A 20347-nucleotide genomic window follows, 5' to 3' on the forward strand; every position below is an offset into this window, starting at 1 on the left:
TGTCGATGTCCCCTATCACTGCTGATGCCTCCCCCAACTTTGGTCTCATCATTGTCGAGGGAGAGGATGTGGTGCGTCTTGGCCTTTGGACAGGAATTCAGCAGCAGTTGGGGATTGAGCCGCTGGTCTTTCACGATGGCCATGGTCTGATCACCTATCTGGAAAACACGCCCCTCGATCAAGAACGCACGCCTTGGATTGTTCTCTGTGATGCCCAACTCACAGTAAATGATGCCACTACCCCTTGGCTGTGGCAGTGGTTGAAGCAGCACTATCCTGCCCTGCGGATAATTCTCACTGTCCGACCCGCTGCCCTTGAGTTAGTTTCCCTTGCCCAACAGGCGGGTGTCGAAGGCATTTACCATCGCAATACGGCGCTGAGTGATCTCTTGGCGGCAATTCTGGCCATTGCCCAAGGGGAAATCGTTCACACCGTCACGCCCCCAAAACCCCCCTTGAGTGTGCTCTTTCCCAATCCGTGGGATCGTTGGCGGTATCAGGTTCTGCAGCAGGGATTGGGGGAAATGGATGCGTGGTTACAGGCTTTGGATCAGTACTTGGGGCGATCGCGCCTCTCTGCCCTCGAACGGCTGGTGTGTGAAGGTCGCCATCGGGAAATTCGTGCCGCCCGCTGGTTAGTCTCCCGTTTCTTGCCACAGCCAACTCAAGCCCCTCCTGCGCCAGTGGTGTCCCCCGTGCGTCCGCAGATTGAGATCATTTCCCAATTGGTGGATCGCTGCTTACAACGGATGCAGTCGGATCTCTTGAACCTAACGTCGCGGCCTTTGGAGTTAGAGGTGCTCACCCTACAACAGCGGCGGGAACTGCTCTATACCATCCTGCGGCAGTGGGATCTCCTCGTGCGCACTTTACAAGCAACACCACCCAGTATTGAAGTTCTGCACCAGCGGGGTAGCTCCCTACTGCAAGACCTGTGGGAACAGAGCCTGCGGGAGTTTTTTCGTCCCTATCGTTTTGCCCTCGGCAGTGACGCCGACCTGATTGAGCAATTGCTCACAGAAAGAGAAACTGTGGCCAGCGTCTATCTGAAGCCAATCCCCTTTGTGGCGGAGATGCTGGCTCATTTACTGGTGCAACAGCCCCTCACCCTCCATCAGCAGACCTATCGCTACGGCACCGCTGCCGCCTTGGAGATCCTCGATGCCCTCCTCGATCACTGGTTGCTCACTGTCGCCAATGGCATTGTCTATCCGCTGCTGAATCGGTGTTGCTATAGTGCAGTGATTCAACAGACATTTTTTCAGCCGCAATACACCTCAACGCGGGAAATGGAACGCTTTCGCAATGCCCTCTCTTGGCATTACCGCTGGCGGCGCTGGGTCAAGGAACCCCAAGATATCTTTGAAAGTCGTTTGGTCTTACTGCGGCTCACGGAGCGAGGAATTCAGGAACTAGCGCTGACCGTCCCCCGTCAACAGGAACTGATGCAACTCGAGGGGATTCCCTACGCTCTGACCTTGGCGCTGGAGGCGCGCGATGCTTTAGCCCCCCCAGTACGGGCAGTGGTGGCTTGGGTGGGCAAGGGAGTGGTGTATCTGCTGACGCAGGTGATTGGCCGCGGTTTGGGGCTGATTGGCCGCGGCATTTTGCAGGGAATTGGTCAATCCGTTGGCAGTGGCTGGAGTCGCTCTGAAGCCCAAAAAACCTCATCCAAACCTTGAGCTGGCCTAATTCTTAAACGGCTCCTAACCTTGAGATAACCTTAAGCCAACGAACACGGTGTTAGAATCTGGCTGGTAAGTAACTATCTCTGCCCCTTGGGGGATAGTTTCTATGAGATGTGCTAAAGCCTCTGTAAGAAAGCCTGATAGCTCAGCTTGCTGGCAGATGAATAACTTTAGCGAGCATCTCAGTAGGATCAATAATTGAAGGAGAATTCTGTCTTAGGGACTCGTTCTTTAGGACAAGTTCATTGAGGAGTGAAGGAGTAAGACGTTATGTCCCGCATTTTTTCGGGGTTGGTTTTGACCTCGCCTGTTTTATTGTTGGGTGTGCTGGCAGGTGCAGCGACAGCCGCTGATACCTCTTTGACCAACTTCAGTAGCACTCAGTTTCAAACCCCTACTGCTGGTGCTGAATCCCTAACCACACTGCCCACCAGCACGACACTTGTTGCCCAAAATCGCCGCAGCAACCTCTCTGTGCCCTCAGTGGCCGAACTAGAAGCGGGGCGTGTCCCTACGACATCGAGCATGGGTCAAGTGACCTCTGTTAGCCAACTCTCGGATGTGCGCCCCACCGATTGGGCCTATCAAGCCTTGGCCTCCCTTGTCGAGAAATACGGCTGTATTGCCGGTTATCCCGATGGCACCTTCCGTGGCAATCGTGCCGCTACTCGTTATGAAATGGCAGCCGCTTTGAATGCCTGCCTCGATGTAATTAGCGATCGCTTTGCCACCAAGGAAGACCTTGAAACCCTGCGCCGCCTGATGCAGGAATTTGCCAATGAACTCGCCGTCATCAAAGGCCGCGTCACCAACCTTGAAGGCCGCGTTGCCAACCTCGAAGCCACTCAATTTGCCACCCTCACTAAGCTCAACGCTACGGTTATCTTCAACGTCTCCGATATATTGACGAACGAGCGGGCACTACGTCCTGGTCCAGGTGGTGTGCAACCCCCAATTGATGACAACACTGTTGTTAACAACCGCGTTCGTCTCAACCTCGATACCAGCTTCTATGGCAAGGATCGCCTACGGTTGCGCTTGCAAGCAGCTAATATTACTAGTTATGCCGGATTGATGGGCACCAATATGGGGCGCCTTGGCTATGATGGCAATAATAATAACCAATTTGAACTGCAAAAAGCCTTCTACAGCTTCCCAGTGACCCGTCGCGGTCAAATGATCCTAGATTTTGTGGGGGGTGAGTTCAACGACAATGTCAACAATTTCAACCCCTTCCTCCAATCCAGTGATACGGGTGCCCTCTCTCGCTTTGGGCGTTTTAATCCCATCTACCGTGCTGGGAATGCTGCCAATGCTGCGGGTGTGACCTTTAAGTACGACCTCATTCAAAATAAAGAACGGGGCACCGGCGTCACCCTCAATGTGGGCTACCTTGCACCCTTTGCCAACGACCCTGATCGAGTCGCGAACAATGGCCTCAATGGCTTCTTTGATGGTGCCTATGCTGCTTTGGCTCAGGTGGATGTGCGCCCCATTAAAAACCTCGCCTTGGGGGTGACCTACACCCACTCCTATGGCCTTGATCCCTTTGGGGGAACAGGTAGCTCTGGTTTCCGCTCAGCGGCAAACCCTTTGGGGGCTCCACCACCAGCTTTTGCAGCTAACAACGTGCCTAACCAAGCAGCGGATGCGGTGGGCTTTCAGTTTACCTATCGCCCGATCAAGCAGTTGAATGTTGCGGGCTGGGCAGGGTATGCCAATGTTTATGGTGTTCGACCGAATGCTTTTGTGCCATTTGGCCGCCGTGAGGCTGAAATTGTCAACTGGGCCATTACCTTTGCTTCCCCTGACCTCTGGCGGAAGGGAGATCTGCTGGGTCTTGTTTTTGGCCAGCCCCCGCAGCTTATTAGCATCACAAACGTCCCTGATGTTCCTGGCGAAAGTTACACGCGCTTTAACTCCTATCACCTAGAGGGCTTCTACCGCTTTGCGGTGAGTCGCAATATCTCGATTACCCCTGGGGTGATTGCCATCTTCAACCCCAACAGCAACTCAAACAACGACCCCATTGTTGTTGGCGCTGTGCGGACAACCTTTAGCTTCTAAATCCGCACTGACCTGTTTCCCCCTCCCTGTGAGGGGGATTTTTTTATGTGGGAACGATAGAATAGGGGCGAGGCGTTGTCAATGGATTTGTGGGGTGAAATACTGGGCAATTCTCGGCGTCGGTGTTGCACTATTGGGAATGCCGTCAGCACTGGGGGGCACCAGTACGCTCAAGGATGCTCCCAAGGCCTTGGTCGATGAGGCGTGGCAAATTATCTACAGAAGCTATCTGGATCGCAGTTTCAATCGTCTGGATTGGCAGGCCATTCGTCAGGAGTTGCTCTCCCAACCCTATGGCGATCGCGAGGCCGCCTATCGGGTGATTCAACAAACCCTTGTCCGCCTCAATGATCCCTATACCCGCTTTCTGCCGCCCCAAGCGTACCGCCAACTGCTCCTGCAAACCCAAGGCCAGCAGGTGGATGTGGGTCTCACCCTCGTGGAGTCGGGGGAACTCTTTCGCATTCAGGCAATCCAAGCGGGGTCGGTGGCTGCCAAGGCGAATTTGAAAGTGGGAGATGAGATTCTGGCCATTAACGGTCGGGGGAGCGATCGCCTGACCTTGGAGCGAGCCAATCTGGCGTTGCGAGGGCCAGCGGGGAGTCAGTTGCGCCTACTGGTGCGCCGTGAGGGTAAACCCCAACCCTTTAGTGTCGAACTCACCCGCGCCGGTGAAATTCCGCGTACAGTGAATTTTCAGGTTCTGAATCATCCTCGGGTGGGTTACATTCGCCTCAGTGGTTTTAATAGCCGCTCCCAACAAGAGATGCAAGCGGCGATCCAAATCCTGCAACGGGAGAAGGTTCAAGGCTTCATTCTCGATTTGCGCCACAATTCGGGGGGGCTCTTAGAAGCCGGCATTGAAATTAGCCGCCAATGGCTCGATTCTGGGGTGATTGTGCGCATTCAGCAAAACCAGCGAGAAGAGACGATTCGTGCCCACCAACGCGCCTTGAGTCAGTTGCCCCTTGTGGTCTTGGTAAATCAGGCCTCCGCCAGTGCCAGTGAAATTTTAGCCGCTGCTTTGCAGGATCAGGGGCGCGCAACCGTGGTGGGGACACCAACTTTTGGCAAGGTGCGGGTTCAAGCAGTTCATGAACTGGGGGATGGCTCTGCCCTCGTGGTAACAGTAGCTCGTTATCTGACGCCAAAGGGTCGCGATATTGCCGCAGGGGGGATCACCCCCGATGTGCTGGTGACGGTCGATCCCAGTAGCGATTTGGAATTGCGGCTCAATCCCAACTTGGTGGCACGACCCACGGATCCAATGGTGGCCAAGGCCTTAGAATTATTGAGCACTAAAATCAGTAACGCCCGTCATGTCCAGTGAGGCTCTTGTTGTCCCTTCTGCTCCAGCGATCGCGCCCGCGCCCCATCCCCTGCGGTTAGGCGTTTTAGCTTCTGGCAATGGCTCCAACTTTGCTGCCCTGGCGGAGGCGATCGCCCAGGGCGAACTGGCTGCCCAAATTCAAGTTCTGATCTACAACAATCCCGATGCCTTGGTGGCAGAGCGCGCCAAACAGTGGCAGATTCCCAGTGTCCTCCTCAACCATCGCCACTACCCCAGCCGTGAAAGTCTGGATGCGGCCATTGTCGAAACCCTCAAAGCCTATGGGGTCGAGTGGGTAGTGATGGCGGGCTGGATGCGGATTGTGACGCCTGTCCTCCTCAATGCCTACCCCCAGCGGGTAATTAACCTGCATCCCAGTTTGCTCCCCAGTTTTCGGGGATTGCGTGCCGTTGAGCAGGCCTTGGCAGCAGGTGTGAAAATTACTGGGTGTACCGTCCATCTGGTGGAAGAGGAAGTGGATAGTGGCCCAATTTTAGTCCAAGCAGCAGTGCCCGTTCTCCCCGATGATACGCCTGCCACCCTCCACGCCCGCATTCAAGTCCAAGAGCATCGTATTCTCAAGCAGGCGATCGCCGACATTGCCGCGCGGCAATCACAAGCTTCCTGCTGATCCTTGGCTAATAGAAGGATCTCTCAGGGCGAGGGTCCACCCTCTTTTCTGATTGGCTTGGGAATTGCGTCAGCATCCTTTTCTCGGTGGGGAGCATTGATTCGGATTAGGATTGGGGATGTATCCGTGAGCAATTGTTAATCCAGTCATGACGCAGGCATACACCCCTGAAGATGTTTGGCGGTTATTGGGGGAGCTATTAGAGGCTCAGAAGGAAACCGAACGCCGCTTCCAAGAAACGGAGCGCCGCTTCCAAGAAACGGATCGGCGATTTCAAGAGACTGACCGACGGTTCCAAGAAACGGAACGCTTGCTGCGCGAAGAAGCGCGCCAACTCAACCAGCAACTAGGGAAACTGGGCAATCGCCTTGGGGAATTTGTGGAATGGCAGGTGCGCCCCGCCGTGCTGCGCTTATTTCAGAGTTGGGGCATTGCCGTCTCTCAACTTTACAGCGATGTCATTCTCCAAGATGGCAACGAGAGTTTAGAAATTGATCTGCTAGTCGTCAATACTGATGAAGCCGTCCTCGTCGAGGTGAAAACGAAACTGAGCCAAGGGGATGTGGATGAGCACTTAGAGCGGATCGCGAAATTTCGTCGTTTGGCACACCAGTATCGGGACACCCAGCTCTTGGGCGCCGTAGTAGGAATGATCGTACCCCCTGAAGTAGCTCGCTATGCCTATCGGCAAGGTTTGTTTGTGTTGGCGCAATCAGGAGATGGGGTGGCGATTCTCAACGATGTGCAGTTTCAGCCCCGTACATGGTAGGTGACTCTAATCGCTCTAATTCAATTCTCAAGCGTCCTAAGGATGATTCTGGAGCCAGTGTTTGAGGGTAGCAACAAAGCGATCGCACTCCTGCGGCAGCGTAAAGTAATGCACACAGGCTCGCACCGAGGCAGGATAGAGCAATTCCCGCACCAAGATATTCTCTGCCTCAAGGTCTTGCACCAATTGGCGATGCTGACCATTAGCTAACTGAAAGGCCACCAAGCCCGACGGCGGCGGCACGGGACTCAAGCAGGTCAAACCCACCATGCCCTGTAACTGCTGCCAAAGATAATGACTCAGCTCACAAATGCGCTCATATCGCGCTTGGGCAGTCCCCCATTGATCATGCACCCGCAGGGCAGTGGTTAACCCCGGTACCAAGGAAAAGGCGGTTGTGGCCACTTCAAAGCGACTGGCATCCTCCTTCCAGCCGGCGGGTTGGGCATCACGGGTTTGGTGAATGCCGCGCCAGCCAATAAAGGTGGGTTCCAATGTGGCTAGGCGATCGCGCCGAATGTACAGCCCGCCGAGACCCGCAGGGCCACAGCACCACTTGTGTCCCGTAAAGGCATAGTAGTCCACCCCCAAGGCGGGTAAATTGAGGGGCACCATACCCACACTTTGGGCACCATCCGCCAAGACTTGGATGCCGCGACGGTGGCAAAGGTCAACAATTTTCTCCAACGGCAAAAGTTTCCCGGTATTCCACAGCAAATGACTGAGGACGACCAAGCGTGTGCGGGGATGGAGTTGGGCTTCAATGGCGGCCACCTCATCGTCACACCAAGGCCAAAAGGCCACTCGATCCACCACCACCCCCAACCGCCGCGCCAATTGTTCGGTAATCGCCACTACCCCCGGATGCTCACAGTTAGAAATCAGCAGGCGATCGCCCGCTTGCCAGTTGATCCCCCAGAGAACGATATTGCAGCCAGTGGTTACAGAATCTGTGAGGGCAATGGTCTCGGCGCTCGTCCCCAAAAGCTGTGCCAGTTCTTGCCGCAGGGTTTGCAGTTGTTGGCTCAGCCACGGAAAGACGCGATTGGCAAAGGGGCCTTCCTCTTGAATGTGGCGATCGCTCTGGATGATGGCCTGCCATGTGTCTTGGTGCAGCGGCCCTTGTCCCCCATAGTTGAGGTAGATCTTATTCAGTAGGGCGGGGTAGGTGTCGTGGTAGGTGCGCAGTGTCTCTAGGTTCATCGATAGTGATTGCAGAGCGATAGATAGATGCTACCGCAAAGGATTTAAGATAAAGATCTGTAGCAAGTCCCCTTTTCATTCCCTCACTCAAGGGGCGGCACTTGCAAGCACGGCTCGGTAAATTAATCCTGTCAATTAAGTCATGACAAAGGCATACACTCCTGACGATGTTTGGCGATTACTAGGGGAGCTGTTAGAAGCTCAAAAGGAAACCGAACGCCATTTCCAAGAAACAGAGCGCCGCTTCCAAGAAACAGAGCGCCGCTTTCAAGAAACAGAGCGCCGCTTTCAAGAAACAGAGCGCCGCTTCCAAGAAACGGATCGGCGATTTCAGGAGACGGATCGGCGATTTCAAGAGACGGATCGGCGATTTCAAGAAACGGATCGGCGATTTCAAGAAACGGAACGCTTGTTGCGGGAAGAAGCGCGCCAACTCAATCAGCAACTGGGGAAACTGGGCAATCGCCTTGGGGAATTTGTGGAATGGCAGGTGCGCCCCGCCGTGCTGCGCCTATTTCAGAGTCGCGGCATTGCCGTCTCTCAGCTTTACAGCGATGTCATTCTCCAAGATGGCAATGAGAGTTTAGAAATTGATCTGCTAGTCGTCAATACCAATCAAGCGGTTCTCGTCGAGGTGAAAACCAAACTGAGCCAAGGGGATGTGGATGAGCATTTAGAGCGGATCGCGAAATTTCGTCGTTTGGCACACCAGTATCGAGACACCCAGCTCTTGGGAGCGGTAGCAGGGATGATCGTGCCCCCTGAGGTGGCTCGCTATGCCTATCGGCAAGGGTTATTTGTGTTGGCGCAGTCGGGAGATGGGGTAGCGATTCTCAACGATGCGCAGTTTCAGCCCCGCACATGGTAGCCCGTGCCCAAGAATTTGAGCAGACAACTTTTCAGCCTCCGTTATAGCTGCGGATCAGCGGGTGCCAGTGTTGCTTTTGCGGCTTGAGAACGGGCATCGAGCCATTGTTGCAAAATGAGGGCAGCAGCAATTTGATCCACTAAGTCCTTGTGGTGACGGGGCGATCGCCGCCGCTGTTTGAGGATTTCCTCCGCTTGAAAGGAGGTTAGCCGCTCGTCAACGTATTCCACGGGTAAATTTAGGGCTGCGCCAATTTTTTCTGCCAAATGCTGTACCTGCCGTGCTTGGGATCCCAGTTGGCCATCCAAGGTATAGGGCAAGCCCACAATTAGCTTCTCCACCCCCCGCTCTTGGCAGATCTGGCGAAGCTGCGCCACATCACTGGCAAAATTGCGCCGCTGGATGGTTGTAATGCCTGTGGCCAACTGCCCCAAGCGATCGCACCCTGCCACACCAATGCGCTTGCGCCCCAGATCCAAACCTAGAACGGAAATCATCCTTGAGTGAATAAGAACAGTTCTCCTACAATTGAATCCATTCCCGATTTTTTCTTGCCCTCCAACGATCATACCCCGCTGTACCCACCCATGACTGACGCGACCCCCGACTACAAAGACACCGTCAACCTGCCCCAAACCACGTTTGAAATGCGGGCAAATGCAGCCACACGGGAACCCCAATTACAGGCCTTTTGGGCACAGCACCAAATTTATGAAACGCTGCAGCAAACCAATCCGGGTGAGGTCTTTATTCTCCACGATGGCCCCCCCTACGCCAATGGCGCTCTCCACATTGGCCATGCCCTCAACAAAATTCTCAAGGACATCATCAACAAGTATCAACTGCTGCGGGGACGCAAGGTTCACTACCGCCCCGGTTGGGACTGCCACGGCCTGCCCATTGAACTCAAGGTACTGCAAAACCTGAAACCCGAACAGCGTGCGCAGCTAACCCCCCTGACCCTCCGCCAACAGGCCAAGGAATTTGCCCTCAAAACCGTTGCCGAGCAAAAGCAGAGTTTCCAACGCTATGGGGTTTGGGGCGACTGGGAGCACCCCTATTTGACCCTCACCCCTGACTACGAGGCCGCCCAAATCGGCGTTTTTGGTGAAATGGTGCTGCGGGGCTATATCTATCGCGGTCTCAAGCCCGTCCACTGGAGTCCTAGCTCCAAAACCGCCCTCGCCGAAGCCGAGCTGGAATATCCCGAAGGCCACACCTCCCGTAGTCTCTATGCCGCCTTTGAAGTCATCGAACTGCCGCAAGGGCTAGCCAAATCGTGGTACAAAGCCCTCGGCAAATTGGGGGTTGCCATCTGGACAACGACCCCTTGGACCATTCCGGCCAACTTGGCGGTGAGTGTCAATCCGGATCTCCCCTATGCCCTTGTTGAAGTCAAACCCAGTGCCCGCTACAAATATTTGATTGTGGCCAAGGATCTGGTGGAGCGCCTTAGCCAAACCCTCGGTTGTACGCTCAAGGTGGTTGCCACCGCCAAAGGGGCTGACTTGGAAAATGCGCGCTATCGCCACCCCCTCTTTGAGCGCGAGAGCAAAATTGTCATTGGCGGTGATTATGTCACGACCGACTCCGGGACGGGTCTGGTTCACACGGCCCCTGGCCATGGCTTAGAGGACTATGCGGTGGGTCAGCGCTATGGCTTGCCAATCCTGTCGCCCGTGGATGAAAATGGTTGCTTTACTGCGGAAGCGGGACAATTTGCCGGTCTCAATGTCCTCAAGGAAGGGAATGAGGCGGTGATTGCGGCACTGCAAGCGTGTGGCGCCCTCCTCAAGGAAGAACCCTATGTCCACAAATACCCCTACGACTGGCGCACGAAAAAACCAACCATCTTCCGCGCCACGGAGCAGTGGTTTGCTTCCGTTGAAGGCTTTCGCGATGCCGCCCTCAGGGCGATCGCCGAGGTGAAGTGGATTCCTGCCCAAGGGGAAAACCGCATTACGGCAATGGTGGCGGAGCGTTCCGATTGGTGTATTTCGCGGCAGCGCAGTTGGGGCGTGCCCATTCCCGTCTTTTATGACAAAGCCACGGGGGAACCCCTGCTGACGGCAGAAACCATTGCCCATGTGCAAGCCATTATTCGCGATCGCGGGTCTGATGCTTGGTGGGAACTCTCCGTTGCGGAATTGCTGCCTGAATCCCTACGAGATCAAGCCGATCGCTACGAAAAGGGCACCGATACGATGGATGTCTGGTTTGATTCTGGCTCTTCCTGGGCGGCGGTTCTCGGCGATCAACAGGCGGATCTCTACCTCGAAGGCTCTGACCAACACCGCGGCTGGTTTCAATCCTCATTGTTAACACGGGTTGCCGTTAAAGGCCAAGCCCCCTACAAAGCAGTCCTCACCCACGGCTTTGTCCTCGATGAGCAGGGACGGAAAATGAGCAAGTCCCTCGGCAATGTCACGGATCCCCGCGAAGTGATTGAGGGGGGCAAAAACCAAAAGCAAGACCCTGCCTATGGTGCCGATGTATTGCGCCTGTGGGTGTCCTCCGTGGACTATGCCAATGATGTCCCCATTGGTAAAAATATCCTCAAGCAGTTGGCGGATGTCTATCGCAAGATTCGCAATACGGCTCGCTTTCTTTTGGGGAATCTTCACGACTTTGACCCCGATCAAGATGCCATTCCCTATGCCCAACTGCCCGCCTTGGATCGCTACATGCTACATCGGCTGCATGAAGTCTTCAGCGAAGTAACGGCGGCCTTTGATAGCTTTCAGTTCTATCGCTTTTTCCAGACCATTCAAAATCTCTGCGTGGTAGATTTATCCAATTTCTACTTAGATATTGCCAAGGATCGGCTCTACATCAGTGCTGCCGCTAGCGATCGCCGGCGCAGTTGTCAAACGGTTCTGGCCGTTGCCGTTCAAAACCTCGCCCGTGCTATTGCCCCAGTGCTTCCCCATTTAGCCGAAGATATTTGGCAGCATTTGCCCTTCAAAACCCCCTATCTTTCGGTTTTTCAAAGCGGCTGGGTACAGCTTCCTGCCCAGTGGCAGGATCAGGAGCTAGCCAGTGAGTGGCAACGCCTGCGGCAACTACGCCTAGAGGTGAATAAGGTGCTCGAACAGGCCCGTGCCGAAAAGCTCATTGGCTCCTCTTTGGAAGCCAGAGTGTGGCTCTATGTTGCCGATCCACAGTGGCGCGATCGCCTTCAGGACATGAATCCCAGCGATGCCCTCAGTGGCAATGGGGTGGATGAATTGCGCTATCTCTTTTTGGTGTCCCAAGTGGAGCTGATGCCGCAACAGGCAGGGGTGGACGTACCCTATGTCCTTGAAGCCGAAGGACTATGGATTGGTGTTGGTCATGCCAAGGGTGAGAAATGCGTCCGCTGCTGGAATTATTCTGAAAGTGTGGGACAATCAGCCTTGCATCCCCAGTTGTGCGATCGCTGTCAAGCCGCCCTAGAAGGGATGTTTTAGATGATTGAGCGAAAGCATGCTAGAGATTGATCGTATCTACCAAGCTGATGCTTTTACCCTCTTGCCCCAGATTGAAAGTGCGAGCATTGATCTCATTATTTGCGACGGCCCCTACGGTGTAACCACCAATCCATGGGATCGCATCTCTAACATCCAAGAGTTTAACCTCAAACTCATCACTATCTTTGCTGAAAAATTGAAAGAGGGAGGAGCACTCTACCTTTTTGGTAAACCTGATTGTATTGACTTTATTGACTACCGTCCATTTCTTAACTTACAGGCAAAAATTGTCTGGTATCAGCCCAGTCGCCTAGCCCAAGGACGGATCAACTACACAAATAACTATGATCTTATTTGTTACTTTATTAAAGGCCAGCGTCCCAAAACCTTTAACTTAGATGCCATTCGGGTACCACAGCTAGTAGAGCTAGAGCACCGTCGTCGTTGTGAGCGGGTACCATCAGTGATTAATGGTAAGTATGGCAAAACTAAATTCAATGAAGAAGGTAAAAATCCAGGAGATGTCTGGGGAGATATTAAACAGCTCACGTATAAATCAAAAGAACTAGTAGCTCGCGAAGCACTCAATACCATTCAAAAGCCAGAGCAGCTGATTGAACGCTTAGTCAAGGCAAGCTCTAATAAGGGTGACTTAGTGCTTGATCCATTTGCCGGTGTCGGTACAGCCCCTGTAGTTTGTAAACGCTTGGGAAGGCATTTCATTGCTATTGAGCAAGATCAAAAGTTTGTCCAAGCAGCAAACGAGAGATTACGTGAGGCAGAGTATGAAATCGCGGGGAGGCTTTTTGATTGGTGAAACAGCAAGTTTATCGTCAAATTGTTGATCTGATCCGTCAAGCGTCTCAACTTGCTCAAACAATTGGTATTCGCAACCTACTGCAGCCGGGGTTAGTTAAGGAAATGATTATTGCTGACCTGCTAGGTCACGAACTAATTGATTCTAAGCGTGATGCCGATGCTCATGCCATGAGCGACCCAAGTGAAAAGTATGAATATTTATCTTGTATAGAAGGTGGAAGCGGTCAGCTTGACCGAATGTTTAAGGAACCTCCTGAAAAGCGTGCCCAATCACTTACACGAATTACCCGCAACACAAAAATTTACTTAGCCGTTTTTGAGAAGCAAAACCAAATCAACTGCAAAGTGATTTACGAGCTAGAACCTAGTGATGTACTTACCGAAGCAAATCGTCAGCTTGATCAAAGTCGGAATGCCATTTCCCATATCAGCTTCTCGGAAAACTGGGCTAGGGAGCATGGTCGTGTTGTCTATCAAATCAGTAGCTCCCATGATTAATCGAATTTACCTGCAAAGGAGTCAATGACTTGCACCTTGTAGGTTCTCTTGGTCAACTGACCGCCCCGTAACGGTTCAACTAAGCCAAGGGGGCAGCAATAGTTTTACACCGCGACAAATGAGCAGTGGGAGCGATCGCCTGAACTATAACCTCTACCTCGATGCTATAGCCATTTCGAAAGGAGATGAGATATTTTCAAGAGGGATAGGCTATACTCAAAGCGTCATGAATGTTACTCAAGAATATGAGCTATAGCTTGGACTTACGAGAGCGGGTTGTCTCCTATATCCAGCAAGGTGGCAAAATCAGTGAAGCCACTCAAATTTTTCAGGTGAGCCGCGCCACTATCCATCGCTGGCTGAAGCGAGAGGACTTAGCCCCCACAGTTGTCCCCCGTCGTCCTTGGAAGCTGGATTGGGCGGCCTTAGCAGCGGATGTTGCTGCCCATCCCGATGACCGTTTAATCGACCGTGCCCAGCGATTTGGCGTCCAAACTGTGATCTGCGGGGCGCGAACCTAATGGATGCCAATTTGTTTAAGGCGAATTTAGCAGGTGCCAATTTGGAGGGCGCTTATCTGGCGGGTGCGAATCTCTTTGGCGCCAATTTGGAAAGGGCAAACTTGAACCGTGCCAGTCTCTATCTAGCGATTTTGGTCAATGCCAATTTGGCAGGGGCACAACTGGTGGGAACACGCCTCACCCTTAGCAACCTTGTCAATGCCAACCTTAGCGGTGCCAATTTGGAGAATGCGGTCATGAAGGGGGCAAACATGATTGATGTGAATTTGACGGCTGCAAACCTGAAGGGGGCAGATCTCGATCGCGCAAATTTAAGTGGGGCTAATTTAAGCCAAACGATCTTCGATCGCCCCCCAGCCCCTAGGAAGTAACCTGTGCCTGTGTCAATGCTGCCGCAAGTCGCGGTTGATCCCAGCCCCGTTGGTGGAGAATTTGCCACGTGGCCATTAAATCAGGACCGTGGACAGCACCCGTGAGGGCAGCGCGCAGCGATCGCATCGTTGCTCCCTTTTTGACCCCTGCGGCTTTGCTGGCCTGTTGAATCAGGTGTTGTCCCATCTCCACCGTGAGCTTTGGCTCTGTCGGCAAGTGTGCTAGTAGGTACGCCAAAATCGTCGCACTCTGGGGTTGACTCAGTTGAGCCATTGCTTCAGCATCAAGGGTGATGGTGGGTACAAAGAAAACTGCCCCTTGATCAATGGCCTCCTTGAGGGTGTTGAGACCCGGTTGAAGGAGTTGGGCAAGGTCAAGCAACCAAGGGCGATCGCCTCCCTCATCAAAGGCATAGCCTGCCCCCTGCCATAAGGGAATCAGTTCTGCCAAAAGTTCTGCTGGCTCTAGTTGCTGAATGTACTGACGATTGAGCCAATTGAGCTTATCCCAATCAAAGCGGGCACCTGCCTTGTTAATTCGTTCAAAACTAAAGTGCTTCGCCGCCAGATCAAGGGTAAAGAGTTCCCCTATCCCTTCAGGGGGCGACCAACCCAAGAGTGTCATGTAGTTGGCCAAGGCGGGGGCTAAATACCCCATGGCTCGGAAGTCAGAAATGGAGGTCACCCCATCTCGTTTCGAGAGTTTTTGCCCCGCTGAGTTGAGAATCAAGGGAGTATGGGCAAAGTTGGGGGGAGTGGCGCCAAGGGCTTCATAGAGCAAAATTTGTTTGGGTGTGTTGCCAATGTGGTCTTCACCGCGAATGACATCGGTAATGCCCATGGCAATGTCATCGACGACCACCACCAAGTTGTAGAGGGGGTAGCCAATTTCGCCGCGGGGGGCAGCTCGCGCAATCACCATATCGCCCCCCAGATCAGCCCCCTGCCAACTCACTCGACCGCGCACCAGATCCTGCCATTCAATCTGGCGATCGTCCTCAATTTTGAAGCGAATGACGGGGGTGCGTCCTGCGGCATCAAAGGCGGCTTGCTCCTCTGGGGTCAAATGGCGGTGACGGTTGTCGTAGCGCGGGGCTTGTCCCTTGGCTTTTTGTGCGGCTCGCAGGGCATCGAGTTCTTCGGGGGTGCAGTAGCAGTAGTAGGCAAGTCCCTTGTCCAAGAGGGTTTGAATCGCTTGGCGGTACAGATCAAGGCGATCGCTCTGGAAATAGGGGCCTTCATCCCACGTCAGCCCCAGCCATTGCAAGCCCTCAAGGATATTCTCGGTATATTCGGGTCGAGACCGCTCGCGATCGGTATCCTCAATCCGCAGAATGAATTTCCCTCCCCGATGGCGGGCGTAAAGCCAGTTGAACACAGCGGTACGGGCAGTCCCAATGTGCAGATTTCCTGTCGGACTCGGTGCTAAACGAACACGAACTGTCACTGCTGACCTCGAATACAAAAATCGCCCTTTCGATCCTACCCCATTGGCTGAAAAGCTTCTAGGCAAGGGTATAGGGACGATTCAGCCGCTCCAACTGCTGCACCATCAGGCTGAGGAACAGTCCCACATCGGTGACCACGCCCACGGATTCCACAGAACCCCGATCCGCTAGTTTAGTGACGACCGCTGGGTTAATATCCACACAGACGAGCTTCACCCCAGCGGGGGTCATATTGCCGACACCAATGGAGTGCAGCATTGACGAGAGCATCAAAATCATGTTTGCGCCCTGAATCAGGCGGGCATACTCCCGCTGCGCCTCAATTAAATCCATGAGGGTATCGGGCAGTGGGCCATCATCACGGATTGACCCCGCTAGGACAAAGGGCACATTATTCTTCACACACTCATACATCACGCCACTGGTGAGGATGCCCTGAGCCACGGCGTTGGCAATGCTGCCACAGCGACGAATGGTATTGATCACTTTCAGGTGGTGACGGTGACCGCCCCGCACAGGAACGCCCCGCTGCATATCCACCCCCAAGGAGGTGCCCATGATGGCTTGCTCCATATCGTGCACCGCGATCGCGTTACCGCCGAGGAGTCCTTGGACATAGCCTTCACGGATCAGCTTGGCTAAATGCTCACCACCGCCGGTGTGGATAACCACTGGGCCGGCCACCACAATCACTTTGCCCCCCTGATCGCGGATGCGCCGCAGTTCCCAAGCAATTTGTTCCACCACCAGTTCGACGCGGCGTTCACTGGAGACCCCTGATCCCATGAAGGTGAACTCTTGGGTGCTGCGCTGGCTTTCCGTTTTCCGAATCGTGCGGATGCCTTCGACGCCCACGACCACGCGATCGCCCACCTCTAAATCCCGCAGAATGCGACACTCCGCCACCGTGCCTTCCGGGGTTGAGCGCACCACAATCGCCCCATCCATGCGTTGGTTTTGAACCCGAACCCACTCGCCGGCAACTCGTACCTCTGTGGGATAAATCGTGGTTACATAGAAGTCATCCGGGGCAACCCCCGCTTGGGTGACGGTTTCGAGGGTCGCATCACACACCTCTGAGGGCGGTAAAATCGCACCGAGGGTGATCAACTGCGCCATGATCGCATCCATGACCTCGGCATCGGGCGCCATGACCCGAATATCCGCTTGGGAGGGACTTTGCCGTTGTTCGCCAAGATTAAATTGCAGGACTTGGAAACTGCCGCCACTTTCCACAATTGTGTCTAGGACACGGTTCACAAGGCCAGAGTCGAGGAGGTGTCCCTCCAGATGAATGACCCGACTGGGAATTGTCGCCGTGGCATGGAGTTCTTGGCGCACGGGTTCGGTCACCCGCAAGGTCAAGCATTTAGCTGCACCCCCCGCTTTGAGAAATTCTGTCAGGGGCGTTTCCACCACCTCAAAGCCCACTTGGGCAAGGGCAGACTTCAATTCTTGGCTGGCACAGTTGAGAATCACCGTGCGATCGATATTGACGGCATTGCAAGCAAAGTTGACCGCATCAGCCTCTTTAACGGCAATTCGTTTATCCGCTGGTACCCGCAGTTCAATCAGGCGGTTGGAGTAGGCATCAAAGGCGGGAGGATAGTAAAGTAAGTAGCCATCCGTGAGCGGACAAAAACATGTGTCAAGGTGGTAGAAACGCTCATCCATGAGCCGCAGGGAGAGGACTTCAATATCCAGCCACTTCGCCAAATAGGCATGGGAATCCAATTCTGAACGGAAGCCATACCCTGCCCACAGCCAGCGACCCTCACGATCCAAGAGGGCATCTCCGGCTCCCTCAAAGGGCAGTTGCTTCGGTAGCTCAAAAACTTGATACCCCTGAGATTCAAACCACGCTTTGAAATAGGGTTCTTCCCCTTGACGTTCTGGATGATAAAAACGACTGAGCACCACGCGATCGCCGAGCACCAAGCCCGCATTCGCCGTAAACACCATATCCGGCCAGCCCGGCTGCGGCTCAATTAGGTCAACCGTGGCTCGAGCATGGATAATTTCGTAGAGTTTTTGCCACTGCTCCTGTGCCCGATCGCGGGAGGACTTGTGGATATTTCCCTCCATCCAAGGATTGATCACATAGTCCACCTCATAATGGGTGGGAGGGCACATGAGGAATCGCAGGGTTGAACTCATAGGGGTTGTTTAGAAATCGTTGCAATTTGTGAAAATAGTTAGGTGTGTGCTACACGGCACCCATGACAAACTTTTATTCTATAGGCAGTGGGGATCTTGACGATTGGTTTTGTCATCAAACCTTGACATTACACCCATTGTCCTGTGTCTTTAAGCGCAACTCCATTTGCAAAGAGCAGGGGAAATCTGCGCTAAAATTATAATTTGTGCGATCGCGCACAGCCAACTGACACTACACTGACACCATTTGCGAAGGGGAATGACCTTGACTGACGTGACTGACATCATTTCCATGACGACTGAACCCCGTGCCAATAGCCAACTCCTCGCCACGATTGAGGTTTCGGGGGCACACTCTCAACAGGTCTATAACCAAGTGGTCAATGATCTCCTTCGCCATACACAGGTACCCGGATTTCGCAAGGGCAAAGCCCCCCGGCAGCTTGTCTTGCAGCAAATTGGCAAAGAGCGGCTGCGCTATGTGGCCATAGAAAAACTGATTGAGGATACCGTCAAAGCCGCCGTCGAAAAGAACAACATCCCCTATCTAGGCAACCTCGAACTCCAAGGGGATATTACAGAGCTACTGAACCAATTTCAGCCGGGGGACAACTTTTCTTTCAGCGTCACGTTTGATGTCGAACCAGAAGTGACAGTCACAGCCTATAAAGGGCTAACCATTGAGTACACTCCCGTCACCTACAATCCCGAAACTGTCGAGAAGCTCTTGCAGCGGCACCAACGGGAGCACGCCACCCTCATTCCCGTCGAAGACCGACCCGCTCAGTGGGGCGATGATGTCACCCTAAAACTGGTGACCAAAGATGAAAATGGGGAGGTGGTGAAGGAACTCTCAGCAGATGAACTGCCCCTGTCCCTCGATGAAGAGCAACCCTTTTTGATTAAAGAAATTCCTGCTGCTGTTGTCGGCATGAGTGTCGGTGAAGCCAAAACGGTGACGGTGTCTGTTGCCGAGGAAGTCAAGGAAGGGAAAGCAGACATCCCCAAACAATTGACTGCTGAGATTGAACTTTTAGGGATTAAAGCACCGGAACTGCCCCCCCTAGACGATGCCTTTGCCGCTGAGCACAGTGAATTCAGTACGATGGCAGAATTGCGGGCCTATCTAGAGCAAAACCATCAGGAGCGAGCTGAAAATCAAGACAAGAAAGCGAAAGAAGCTGCCCTCATTGATACCCTCATTGCCCAAAATCCAGTTGAATTGCCAAAAACCCTGATCCGCAAAGAGGCAGATGTGAAGGTGCGGACGACGCTGATGCAAATTCAGTCCCAAGGCGTTGATCTCAACAAGATCATGACCGAGGAACTCTACGAAAAAATGCGTCAAGAGGCAGAGCCGGGGGCAGCGAAGGAGGTGCACTCCCGTTTATTGTTGAGGGCGATCGCTCGTCAAGAGGGCATTGAACCTAGTCCCGACGCAGTGGAGGAACGGCTGAACCGCTACAAAGAGGTGTTGGGCAACCAAACAGCCAAGGATCTAGAACGACTCCGCGAATTTGCCCACGATGAAGTGCAGCAGGAGGAAGCCCTCAACTGGCTCCTAGAGCAAAATACATTTCAGCCAGTGCAGTCCGACACAGCCACTGAGCAGCCCACAGCGACTGCTGAAGCGCCCAAAGATACCCAGACGGAGGCCGTTGCTGAAAAGCCATCTAAGCCGCAAAAACGCTCTGGGAAAAAAGCAAGTTCTGCCCCAGCCCAAGAATAGTTCGGCATAATGAAAGTGATGATCCCTACGGGGACAAACCGCTAGTTACAATTAATTACAAACGAACCGTCATTCTAGGCAACTATGCTGCAATCGCGTTACGACCATCCCCTCAGTGCCATTCTGCGCTCTCCAGCGCTCAACCTGCCGCCTACCCATGCCAATATTGTGCCGATGGTGGTTGAGCAGTCGGGGCGGGGTGAACGAGCCTTTGATATCTACTCGCGACTCCTGCGGGAGCGGATCATCTTCCTAGGGGGGGGTGCGGGCGATCGCCGCGGCATTGATGATGCGGTTGCTGACTCCATCGTGGCACAGCTTCTATTCCTTGATGCCGAGGATCCGGAAAAAGACATTTACCTGTACATCAACTCACCGGGTGGCTCGGTTACAGCCGGCATGGCCATCTACGACACCATGAAGCACATTCGCCCCGATGTGTGTACCCTCTGCTTTGGCTTGGCCGCGAGTATGGGTGCCTTCTTACTGTCTGGCGGTACCCCCGGCAAACGGATGGCGCTGCCCCATGCGCGGATCATGATTCACCAGCCCCTCGGAGGTGCCCAGGGTCAGGCAGTGGATATTGAAATCCAAGCGCGGGAAATTCTTTACCACAAGCGCAAGCTCAATGAACTTTTGTCACAGCACACGGGGCAACCCATCGAGCGCATTGAAGCTGATACGGAGCGGGATTTCTTTATGTCCGCTGAAGAGGCCAAGGCCTACGGTCTGATTGATCAGGTGGTGACGCGGCAGACCCTCCCTAGCCACTAAGTACACCCTACGTGCAACCCTAGAG

At 53.7% G+C, this 20347-nt stretch carries 16 protein-coding genes and 2 pseudogenes; 14 read left to right on the top strand and 4 right to left on the bottom strand.

All coding sequences use genetic code 11. The annotated features are described in order from the left end of the window. Positions 1 to 5: 5 nt before the first annotated feature. The 5 genes from RHJ80_RS10590 (at position 6) to RHJ80_RS10610 (ending at position 6485) form a co-directional block, all read left to right on the top strand. Positions 6 to 1682, top strand: coding sequence for a DUF3685 domain-containing protein (locus RHJ80_RS10590; protein WP_310800949.1), 1677 nt, complete (start codon positions 6 to 8; stop codon positions 1680 to 1682). A 276-nt stretch (positions 1683 to 1958) separates the two neighbouring features. Next, complete coding sequence (locus RHJ80_RS10595; protein ID WP_310800950.1) at positions 1959 to 3755, top strand: iron uptake porin; 1797 nt, start codon at positions 1959 to 1961, stop codon at positions 3753 to 3755. A gap of 94 nt (positions 3756 to 3849) precedes the next feature. Further along, positions 3850 to 5085, top strand: coding sequence for a S41 family peptidase (locus RHJ80_RS10600; RefSeq protein WP_310800951.1), 1236 nt, complete (start codon positions 3850 to 3852; stop codon positions 5083 to 5085). Continuing rightward, positions 5075 to 5716 carry a phosphoribosylglycinamide formyltransferase gene (purN, locus tag RHJ80_RS10605; RefSeq protein WP_310800952.1) on the top strand — a complete coding sequence of 214 codons (642 nt, stop codon included), beginning with the start codon at positions 5075 to 5077 and terminating at the stop codon, positions 5714 to 5716. Before RHJ80_RS10600 ends, purN begins: the two co-directional genes overlap by 11 nt. A gap of 148 nt (positions 5717 to 5864) precedes the next feature. Further along, positions 5865 to 6485: a hypothetical protein gene (locus tag RHJ80_RS10610; RefSeq protein WP_310800953.1), complete on the top strand. Its 621-nt coding sequence runs from the start codon at positions 5865 to 5867 to the stop codon at positions 6483 to 6485. Between the two features lie 36 nt (positions 6486 to 6521). Here the strand turns inward: RHJ80_RS10610 and RHJ80_RS10615 are convergent, their stop codons facing one another. Next, positions 6522 to 7688, bottom strand: a complete 1167-nt coding sequence (locus RHJ80_RS10615; RefSeq protein ID WP_302678274.1) for an aminotransferase class V-fold PLP-dependent enzyme — start codon at positions 7686 to 7688, stop codon at positions 6522 to 6524. A 142-nt stretch (positions 7689 to 7830) separates the two neighbouring features. On the opposite strand from RHJ80_RS10615, the gene RHJ80_RS10620 reads away from it, so the two are divergent. After that, entirely contained in the window at positions 7831 to 8556 is a 726-nt protein-coding gene (locus RHJ80_RS10620) for a hypothetical protein (RefSeq protein WP_286627136.1), read from the top strand. Positions 8557 to 8597: 41 nt separating this feature from the next. Here the strand turns inward: RHJ80_RS10620 and ruvX are convergent, their stop codons facing one another. After that, positions 8598 to 9053 (bottom strand): Holliday junction resolvase RuvX, encoded by a 456-nt coding sequence (gene ruvX, locus RHJ80_RS10625; RefSeq protein WP_310743029.1) that lies wholly within the window; start codon positions 9051 to 9053, stop codon positions 8598 to 8600. 90 nt (positions 9054 to 9143) lie between these two features. On the opposite strand from ruvX, the gene ileS reads away from it, so the two are divergent. From ileS to RHJ80_RS10650, 6 genes and pseudogenes are all read left to right on the top strand, one after another. After that, positions 9144 to 12005 carry an isoleucine--tRNA ligase gene (gene ileS / locus RHJ80_RS10630; protein WP_310800954.1) on the top strand — a complete coding sequence of 954 codons (2862 nt, stop codon included), beginning with the start codon at positions 9144 to 9146 and terminating at the stop codon, positions 12003 to 12005. Positions 12006 to 12021: 16 nt separating this feature from the next. After that, positions 12022 to 12822, top strand: a complete 801-nt coding sequence (locus tag RHJ80_RS10635) for a site-specific DNA-methyltransferase (RefSeq protein WP_206200141.1) — start codon at positions 12022 to 12024, stop codon at positions 12820 to 12822. After that, entirely contained in the window at positions 12819 to 13322 is a 504-nt protein-coding gene (locus tag RHJ80_RS10640) for a hypothetical protein (RefSeq protein ID WP_310800955.1), read from the top strand. The genes RHJ80_RS10635 and RHJ80_RS10640 overlap by 4 nt, the downstream gene beginning before the upstream one ends. Positions 13323 to 13428: 106 nt before the next feature. Beyond that, a pseudogene (locus tag RHJ80_RS13220) lies at positions 13429 to 13578 on the top strand (hypothetical protein); the annotation flags it as partial. Further along, positions 13568 to 13816: pseudogene (locus RHJ80_RS10645) on the top strand (IS630 transposase-related protein); the annotation flags it as partial. The pseudogenes RHJ80_RS13220 and RHJ80_RS10645, both read left to right, overlap by 11 nt. A 26-nt stretch (positions 13817 to 13842) precedes the next feature. Then, complete coding sequence (locus RHJ80_RS10650; RefSeq protein WP_302678276.1) at positions 13843 to 14214, top strand: pentapeptide repeat-containing protein; 372 nt, start codon at positions 13843 to 13845, stop codon at positions 14212 to 14214. Here the strand turns inward: RHJ80_RS10650 and gltX are convergent. Together gltX and RHJ80_RS10660 are read right to left on the bottom strand one after the other, a co-directional pair. Next, entirely contained in the window at positions 14204 to 15661 is a 1458-nt protein-coding gene (gltX, locus tag RHJ80_RS10655; protein ID WP_310744537.1) for a glutamate--tRNA ligase, read from the bottom strand. The genes RHJ80_RS10650 and gltX overlap by 11 nt on opposite strands. A 58-nt stretch (positions 15662 to 15719) precedes the next feature. Continuing rightward, on the bottom strand, positions 15720 to 17819 hold the full coding sequence (locus RHJ80_RS10660; protein WP_206200144.1) for a TIGR00300 family protein: 2100 nt from the start codon (positions 17817 to 17819) through the stop codon (positions 15720 to 15722). 259 nt (positions 17820 to 18078) lie between these two features. On the opposite strand from RHJ80_RS10660, the gene tig reads away from it, so the two are divergent. Both tig and clpP read left to right on the top strand, forming a co-directional pair. Continuing rightward, positions 18079 to 19548, top strand: coding sequence for a trigger factor (gene tig, locus RHJ80_RS10665; RefSeq protein WP_310800956.1), 1470 nt, complete (start codon positions 18079 to 18081; stop codon positions 19546 to 19548). 84 nt (positions 19549 to 19632) lie between these two features. Next, positions 19633 to 20322 (top strand): ATP-dependent Clp endopeptidase proteolytic subunit ClpP, encoded by a 690-nt coding sequence (gene clpP / locus RHJ80_RS10670; protein ID WP_149819305.1) that lies wholly within the window; start codon positions 19633 to 19635, stop codon positions 20320 to 20322. Positions 20323 to 20347 lie beyond the last annotated feature (25 nt).

Source organism: Thermosynechococcus sp. QS41, from assembly GCF_031583515.1.
Lineage (GTDB): Bacteria > Cyanobacteriota > Cyanobacteriia > Thermosynechococcales > Thermosynechococcaceae > Thermosynechococcus.